The organism is Streptomyces lonarensis (genome assembly GCF_012033735.1).
Lineage (GTDB): Bacteria > Actinomycetota > Actinomycetes > Streptomycetales > Streptomycetaceae > Streptomyces > Streptomyces lonarensis.
Genome location: NZ_JAAVJD010000062.1, coordinates 16,717 through 24,525, shown reverse-complemented (window position 1 = coordinate 24,525; position 7,809 = coordinate 16,717). Strand labels below are relative to the sequence as shown.

Below are 7,809 nucleotides of genomic sequence, written 5' to 3'. Positions count from 1 at the left end.
GCGACGGCCCGCGCAGCCGCGCCCAGGACCCGCGCACCCCGCCCGGCGGCCGGGGCCCCGCCCGTCCCGACCCCCGGTCGAGTACCGCCGGCGGGCCGAGCAGCGGGCAGCCCGCCGTCGCCGAACTGGTCGAGCAGGCGAAGCGGGAACTCAACGCCGGCCGCTCCGGCCCCGCGGCCGCGCTGCTCCGCCGCGCCCTGCCACCCGCGGTCGCCCGCTACGGGGCCGACTCCACCGTGGTGCGCACCCTGCGCAAGCAGTACGCGGCCGCACTGGTCGACGGCGGCGACTACACCACCGCGCTGCCGGAGCTGCGGGTGCTGCTGCACCAGTTCTCCACCACCGGTTCGGGGACCGACGACCCGGTCGTGCGGCAGCTGCGGGCGGACGAGGCGCTCTGCCTCCGGGAGCTGGGCACGGACTGAGCCGCCCCGCCCGCGGGGCGAGCCCGCTCGGCGGCGCAGGACGGAGCGCACCGCGCGGCGGACGGCACGGGCGGCTGCGGGAACCCGCGGCATCGCGCGACCGCACGGCTGCGGCGTGAACGGGAGGGACGCGGCCCCGGGGAGCGGCGGCGGTCCGCCGCGATGCCGACACGGAACGTGCCGCGCCGCGCACACGCGGGAGAGTGGCTCCGCCGGCTGGACTCGAACCAGCACTACGAGGATTCAAAGTCCTGCGGGCTACCGATTACCCCACGGCGGACGGCCGAGAAGACACTACCTGAGTCACCGCGCGGTGACCCACTCCCTCTCCCGACGGCGTCCCGACGGCAGGTGCGCCGGGCCCGGGGGCGCCGCGTGCAGCGGTGTCCGGTTCGCGTGATCCGCTCGGAAAACGTGTGGACCCCGCCCCGTAGTCTGGTCGCATGAACGATGCGGGGGCGGGGGCCGTGGAACGCAAGGGCGGAGCTGTGCTGTGGTGGCCGCGCCGCCGCTCCGTGGCCCTGGACGCCTGCCTCGCGCTGGTCTCCGCCCTGGAGTGCGTGCTGATGGCGCCGTCGTTCGCGGCGACCATCGGGCTGCCCGTCGCCCCGGTCGCGGTGGTCGCGGCCGTCGGTGGCTCGGTCCTGGTGCTGCGCCGGCGCTGGCCCATCGCGGTCGTCCTGGTCGCGGTGGCGCTGCTCCCCGCCCAGATGGGGCTGCTGCTCGTCGTCGTCGGCCTGTACACCCTGACCGTGACGGACGTGCCGCGGCGGGTCATCGCCCTGCTGACCGCCATGCTCAGCTTCGGCGGCTGCCTGGTGCTGTACCTGGCGGTCCTGGAGGAGCAGGCGCAGGTCGAGCAGCCCCTGCCGACGTGGTTCGCGCTGCTGATCGTGCTCACCTTCGGCGTGGTGCACGTCGTCGCCCCGGTGCTGGTCGGCATGTACGTCCGGGCCCGCCGCCGCCTCGTGGAGTCGCTGCGGGAACGCGCCGACGGCCTGGAACGCGAGTTGTCGCTGCTGGCGGAGCGGGCGGAGGAGCGCGCCGAGTGGGCGCGGCGCGAGGAGCGCACCCGCATCGCACGGGACATGCACGACGTCGTCGCGCACCGGGTCTCGCTGATGGTGGTCCACGCCGCCGCCATCCAGGCGGTCGCCCCGAAGGACCCCGAGAAGGCGGCGCGCAACGCGGCGCTCGTCGGCGACATGGGCCGGCAGGCGCTCACCGAGCTGCGGACCATGCTCGGGGTGCTGCGGACCGACGACCGCTCCGACGGCCGGACCGACGACCAGCGGCCCGACCCGGCGCTGCGGCTGGCGGAGATCGCCGCCACGGCGCGGTCCACCGCGCCGGCCGGTGACGCCGGCGGGCCGCAGCTGGCGGAGCTGGCCGACCTGGTGGGCCAGTCGCGCCAGACGGGGATGGCGGTCGAGTTCACCGAGGAGGGGGAGCGGCGCGGCTACGCCCCGCCGGTCGAGCGGACCGTCTACCGGGTGGTGCAGGAGGCGCTGACCAACGTCCACAAGCACGCGGGCGGCGCCACCACCGTGGTGCGGCTCGCCCGCCGCGAGGAGGAGGTCGCGGTGCTGGTGCAGAACGATCCGCCGCCGGGCGCCGAGCCCGGGCCCGGCGCCTCGCTGCCGAGCGGCGGCAACGGTCTGGTAGGGATGCGGGAGCGGGTCACGGCGCTGGGCGGCGGTTTCGTCTCCGGCCCCACCGACCGGGGCGGTTTCCGCGTCTCGGCGGTGATCCCGGACCGGGACGGGGAGCAGTGACCTCCGCCCCCGACGCGAGCGCAGCCGCCCCCGACGCGAGCGCAGCCGCCGACGCCGCCGGACCGGGGCGCTGCCCCGTCACCGGCGCCGGTCCGGCCCCCGCGCTCTTCGACCGCGCGTTCGCCGCCGACCCCTACCCCGCCTACGCCTGGCTGCGCGCCAACGCCCCGGTGCACCGGGCGGAGCTGCCCAGCGGTGTGGAGGCGTGGCTGGTGACCCGCCACGAGGACGCCCGTCAGGCCCTGGCCGACCAGCGGCTGAGCAAGAACCCGGAGCAGCACAGCCAGGCGGCGCACACCCGGGGCCGGGTCGGCATCCCGGGCGAACGCAGCGCCAACCTGATGACGCACCTGCTGAACATCGACCCGCCGGACCACACCCGGCTGCGGCGGCTGGTCTCCAAGGCGTTCACCCCCCGCCGCGTGGCCGCGTTCGCCCCGCAGGTGTCGGCGCTCACCGACCGGCTGATCGACGACTTCGCGGCAGCCGGGTCGGCCGACCTCATCGACGCCTTCGCCTTCCCGCTGCCGATCTACGCCATCTGCGACCTGCTGGGGGTCCCGGAGGAGGACCAGGCCGACTTCCACGGCTGGGCCGGAATGATGCTGCACACCTCGGGGCGGCGCGGCGGCGTCGGCCGGGCGGTCAAGCGGATGCGGGAGTACCTCGCGGAGCTGATCCACCGCAAGCGCGGTGCGCTCGGCGACGACCTCATCTCCGGCCTCATCCGGGCCTCGGACCACGGCGAGCACCTGACCGAGGAGGAGGCCGCCGCGATGGCCTTCATCCTGCTGTTCGCCGGGTTCGAGACCACGGTCAACCTGATCGGCAACGGCACGCTCTCCCTGCTGCGCCACCCCGAGCAGCTGGCGTACTTCCGGGAGCTGGTCGCCGCGGGGGACGAGGAGCGGCTCACCACCGCCGTGGAGGAACTGCTGCGCCACGACGGCCCGGTGGAGATGGCCACCTGGCGGTTCGCGCGGGAGCCGTTCACGCTCGGCGGCCGCAGCATCGGCCGCGGCGATCCCGTCCTGGTGGTGCTCGCCGCCGCCGACCGCGACCCGGACAAGTTCGACGACCCGGACCGGCTGGACCTGCGCCGCACCGACAACCAGCACCTCGGCTACGGCCACGGCGTCCACTACTGCCTGGGCGCGCCGCTGGCGCGGCTGGAGGCGCGCACGGCGCTCGCGACGCTGTTCCGGCGGCTGCCGGACGTGCGGCTCGCCGTGCCGCCGGAGGAGCTGCGCTGGCGCGGCGGGCTGATCATGCGGGGGCTGCGGACGCTGCCGGTGGAGTTCACGCCCGAGCGGGCGGGCCCCCGGCCGGCAGGGCCGACGGGCTGACCCGGCTCTGTCCCTCCCCGCCTCCTGCCGCACCGCTCCGGCAGGCCGCGGACCGGGCCCGCACGGTTCGCGTGGCCCCGCACCGAGGACGACGGCGCCCGCCACGACCTGCTCCGATTCGTCCCACGGCGGCACGCCGCGCCCGCGCCCTCCGGTCCGCGCTGCCCGCGCTGCGCTGTCTCGCCTCCTGGCGCCCCTGCGCGCCCGCCGCGGTCAGCTGTCGTCGGGCAGCCGCGTCGCCCGGGCGCGAGCCAGCAGCGCCGCGGCGTCCTCGGTCTCCCGGTCCGCCTCCCGGGTCCGCTCCGCCCGGAGCGCCACGCGGCGGCGGCTCTGCGCCACGAGGGCCTCCCCCTCAGCGATCGCACGCCGGAAGACCGCGGCCGGGTCGGACGCGTGGGCGGCCTCCTCGGCGGCCGTCTCCAGGAGCCGCTCGACGCGGGCCGCTGTGCCGTCGCGCCCGCTCTCGTCGGCCCACTGCTCGGCTGCCTTGGCGTGGAGTTCCATGATCCGTTCGTTGAGCGCGGCCACCTGGTGGCGCAGCCGGTCGATCTCCCGGTTCCGGTCGGTGACCTGGCGGTCCCGTGCGGCGATGGCCGAGCCCTGCTCGGCGAGGTAGCGGTCCACCTCCCGACGGCGGTAGCCGCGCCAGGAGGTGGCGAAGAAGGGGACGGCGGTCGGGGCGGAGCGGTCGGGTTCCATGCGTCTCCTCGGCGGCTCGGCGGGCTGCGGGTCCCGGCGGCGGGCGCGGGCCGGTGGGGCGGATCTTACGAGTCCGTCCCCGGAGCGGGGGGCAGGCGGTAGGCCGGGAGCCGGCGGGGGTAGGGAATGCGCCGGTCCGTCCGCCGTGTGGCGGTTCGCCGCGGCGGAGTGACCCATGTCTCAGTTCCGGACACCGTCCCGTCGGGCAACGGCGGCGCCGCTCCGCGCCCCGCACGCGGCGCCTCACTGCGGGGAGCGGGTGGTCGCTTTCCGTCACGGTGTCGGCCGGGGTGTCTCGGCGCATCGACCGTGGCCAGCGGGTCGCGCCGCGCCGCCGCCTGCGCGGCAACACCGGCTCCCACCTGCTGTTTCCCGCGCCAGGGGTGATGGATGGTCGCGGGTCGCGCGCCAGTTGTTCACCCGCTCCGGGCGCGGTGGCGGCGGCGGTGGCCCGTCCCTGTCGCCACCTGCGGTGACATGGCGTCAGGGATGTGACCGCAGTGTGACCCGCGCGGGACCGGCTTGTGATGCGCTGTGGCGGCACGTTAGGTTCTGGCCTCAACTTCACCCGCGCAAGCAAACGAGCAAGTGCACCGCATGAGGGGTCATCACCATGCTCTCTGGGAACGGACGTCACCGCCGCCCGAAACAGGCTCCGGCATTCCTGGTGACCGCCGGGGTCGCAGGCGCCTCCGCGGCGCTGCCTCTGCTGGGAGCAGGCGCCGCACACGCCGTCGGCGGTGAGACCTGGGACCGCGTCGCCGAGTGCGAGAGCGACGGCGACTGGAACGCCGACGCCGGCAACGGCTACTACGGCGGTCTCCAGCTGCCGCTGAGCATGTGGGCCGAGTACGGCGGCGAGGAGTTCGCCGACCGGCCCGACCTGGCCAGCCGCAGCCAGCAGATCACCGTCGCCGAGCGCATCCTGGAGGACCGCGGCCCGCGCGCCGCCTTCCCGACCTGCGCCCTCTCCAGCGGTCTCACCGCGGAGCACCGCGCCGAGCGCCTCGCCGGCTCCGCCTCCCCGGAGGCGGCCGACGACGCGACGGAGACCACCCGGGACGCGCTCGGCCGTTTCGAGGACGGCGAGCCGGCCGGTAGCCGGTCCGTCGCCCCGGACGCCACCGACAGCGACACCGACCGCGCGGACCGCAGCGGCACGAAGGGCGAGGTCGCCGGGGACTCCGGCGCCGACGAGGGCGCGTCCGCCGACTCCGAGGCCGCCTCCGACGCAGCCGAGGACGAGCGCGGCACCGGCGGCCGGCACCGCGGCTCGCCCGACCCCGACGAGTCCGAGCGCTCCGACGCGCGCAGCGGCGGCCGGCACGCGGCCGACGACCGCGCCGACGAGGACGCCTCCGCAGAGCAGGGCGGCGGGGACGGCGCCCAGGGCGAGCGCCCTGCCGCCGGCGACGCCGACGACGCCACGGGCGGCAACGCGCCCGGCCCGGACGAGGACGCCGCAGCCGACGGCGACGCCACCGGCGAGGGGTACGAGGTCCGGCCCGGCGACTCGCTGTCGGGCATCGCCGGCCAGCTCGGCGTGGACGGCGGCTGGACCGCGCTCTACGAGGCGAACTCCGGCACGGTCGGCGAGAACCCCGACCACATCCTCCCCGGGCAGCTGCTCGCCCTCACCCCGGCCGAGCAGGCCGAACAGGAGGCGGAGGAGGCCGAGGAGGCGGAGAAGGCCGCGAAGGCGACCTCGGGCTCCTCGAAGACGCCCGCCCCGTAGCGGCCGGCGGTGGCGGCCGCTGTGCCGTCCCGCCCGCAGCGCACCACGAGGCCCGGTGGCCTCCCCTTGGGGGCCTGGGTCCCGACGGTCCTCGCAACACCCGCGATCTGCGGGAGTTGCGAGGACCGTGGTCGTTGGACGGGATGATCTTGTGGGCGTGCGGGGCCGCCACCGGGCCTCATGCGTGGAACGCTCCCGACCGCCCCCGCCGCCACCACGCGCCCCCCGGCGCCGCCCGCACCGCACGAGGGCCGGGCCGGGCCGGTCGGCGGCCGACGCCGGGGCGGGCCGACCGGCACCGACCGCCACCCCGAGCCGCGGTCCCGGTCCGCCGCCCCTGCACCGTTCCGGCGGGGATATGCCTCCTCCCACTCGCCCGGCGCAGGCGCTGCGCCCATCCGGGGTGATCTGGCCGTGTCGGCGCGCGTCGTGGCGTCGCGCGGGGGCTCCGCCGCAGCTCCGCGGCGGTGCGGGCGGCCCCTCGCGAGGAGGCCGGGAGGCTCCCAACTCACCCCCGGCGGCGTTGATTCGACCGCATGCTGTGGTCGGTCTCACCTCGGGGCGCCCGCCCCGCCGCGACCTGCCGCGGCAGCGACCGCGCCGCCGCGGCGAACCGTCCTACGAGACGTCAGCACCGGCCGTATTGCTGGCTTTGACGGCGGTTTGACCGTTTTGTGGTCGGTGGTGTGACCATCATCTCGGATGACTTCGGGGTTGTATTGCCTGTTTCGGGGTGATCTCGCCCCTCTGACCTGCGAAGACGTTTCCCAACTCGCGTCAAGTCGGTCCCGGGGTGTGATCTTCATCGTTCTTGAATCGTGATCGTGGCTGTGCCTACTGTCGCCGGGCTCGCACACCGCGGGTGAACCGGGTCGTTCACGCCTAATCCTGCCGCCGACCCGGGGGTACGGCTCTGCGTAGCACCGCAGGCAGGAGCGGGGGACCCAAGGTAAGTGCCGGTCCGGATACGTCCGGAACGGCTTGGGGTGAAGACGGGGCGGCGCACGCCGCACCGGCCGGGCGACTCACTAGCCCGAACCCGACAGCTCACCTCGTAGGCGTCGGTGAGAAGGAACGACATGCTGTTCTCCGGCAAGGGTCGCCACCGCCGTCCCTCCAAGCCCGCCCGTGTGGCCGCCATCGCCGGCGCTGCCGGTGCCGCGGTCGCCCTCCCGCTGATGGGTGCCACCGGCGCCCAGGCCGCCTCCGTCGACACCTGGGACAAGGTCGCCCAGTGCGAGTCCACCGGTAACTGGTCCATCAACACCGGCAACGGCTACTACGGTGGCCTGCAGTTCTCCCAGTCCAGCTGGGAGGCGGCCGGCGGCACGCAGTACGCCTCGCGCGCCGACCTCGCGAGCAAGGACCAGCAGATCGCCACCGCGGAGAAGCTCCTCTCCATGCAGGGCCCCGGCGCGTGGCCGCACTGCAGCCAGGTCGCCGGCCTGACCTCCGGTGGCCCCGCCCCCGAGATCGGCGGCCAGCAGCAGGCCCCGCAGCAGGAGTCCGCGCCGCAGCAGCAGGCCCCGCAGCAGCAGGCCGAGCCGCAGCAGGAGCAGCGCACCGAGGCCCCCGCCTCCCGGTCCACCGAGCGCGCCGAGAAGCCGGCCTCCTCCGGCGAGCAGGGCGACTACACCGTCCGCTCCGGCGACACCCTCCACAAGATCGCCGAGGCGAACAACACCACCTGGCTGGACCTCTACGAGGCCAACAAGTCGGTCGTCGGCGACAACCCCAACCTGATCTTCCCGGGCCAGCAGCTCTCGCTCTGATCCGAGGCGCACCCCGGTTCCGGCCGGGGTGCCGCCGGTGGGGGGGGGGGGGGGGGG

The 7,809-nt window shown here is 75.7% G+C and carries 5 protein-coding genes, 1 tRNA gene, 1 pseudogene and 1 riboswitch; of the genes and pseudogenes, 5 read left to right on the top strand and 2 right to left on the bottom strand.

The window, feature by feature from the left end:
- Positions 1–425, top strand: a pseudogene (locus tag HCN56_RS10735) (serine/threonine-protein kinase); the annotation flags it as partial.
- Positions 426–629: 204 nt separating this feature from the next.
- On the opposite strand, the gene HCN56_RS10730 reads toward HCN56_RS10735, so the two are convergent.
- Positions 630–705: transfer RNA gene (locus HCN56_RS10730), tRNA-Gln, on the bottom strand.
- Between the two features lie 163 nt (positions 706–868).
- On the opposite strand from HCN56_RS10730, the gene HCN56_RS10725 reads away from it, so the two are divergent.
- Together HCN56_RS10725 and HCN56_RS10720 are read left to right on the top strand one after the other, a co-directional pair.
- Positions 869–2,200 carry a sensor histidine kinase gene (locus HCN56_RS10725; protein ID WP_167969710.1) on the top strand — a complete coding sequence of 444 codons (1,332 nt, stop codon included), beginning with the start codon at positions 869–871 and terminating at the stop codon, positions 2,198–2,200.
- Complete coding sequence (locus HCN56_RS10720; RefSeq protein WP_167969708.1) at positions 2,197–3,546, top strand: cytochrome P450 family protein; 1,350 nt, start codon at positions 2,197–2,199, stop codon at positions 3,544–3,546. Before HCN56_RS10725 ends, HCN56_RS10720 begins: the two co-directional genes overlap by 4 nt.
- Before the next feature lie 213 nt (positions 3,547–3,759).
- Here HCN56_RS10720 and HCN56_RS26990 read toward each other — a convergent pair whose 3' ends face one another.
- Entirely contained in the window at positions 3,760–4,245 is a 486-nt protein-coding gene (locus HCN56_RS26990) for a hypothetical protein (protein WP_167969706.1), read from the bottom strand.
- 667 nt (positions 4,246–4,912) lie between these two features.
- Between HCN56_RS26990 and HCN56_RS10710 the strand changes: the two genes are divergently transcribed.
- On the top strand, positions 4,913–5,980 hold the full coding sequence (locus tag HCN56_RS10710) for a transglycosylase family protein (protein ID WP_312871167.1): 1,068 nt from the start codon (positions 4,913–4,915) through the stop codon (positions 5,978–5,980).
- Between the two features lie 911 nt (positions 5,981–6,891).
- Positions 6,892–7,056, top strand: a riboswitch (cyclic di-AMP (ydaO/yuaA leader).
- Between the two features lie 3 nt (positions 7,057–7,059).
- Entirely contained in the window at positions 7,060–7,752 is a 693-nt protein-coding gene (locus tag HCN56_RS10705; RefSeq protein ID WP_167969703.1) for a LysM peptidoglycan-binding domain-containing protein, read from the top strand.
- Positions 7,753–7,809 lie beyond the last annotated feature (57 nt).

Coding starts and splice junctions, on each gene's coding strand:
- HCN56_RS10705 (WP_167969703.1), top strand. CDS start 7,060: ATGCTGTTCTCCGGCAAGGGTCGCCACCGCCGTCCCTCCAAGCCCGCC.
- HCN56_RS10725 (WP_167969710.1), top strand. CDS start 869: ATGAACGATGCGGGGGCGGGGGCCGTGGAACGCAAGGGCGGAGCTGTG.
- HCN56_RS26990 (WP_167969706.1), bottom strand. CDS start 4,245: ATGGAACCCGACCGCTCCGCCCCGACCGCCGTCCCCTTCTTCGCCACC.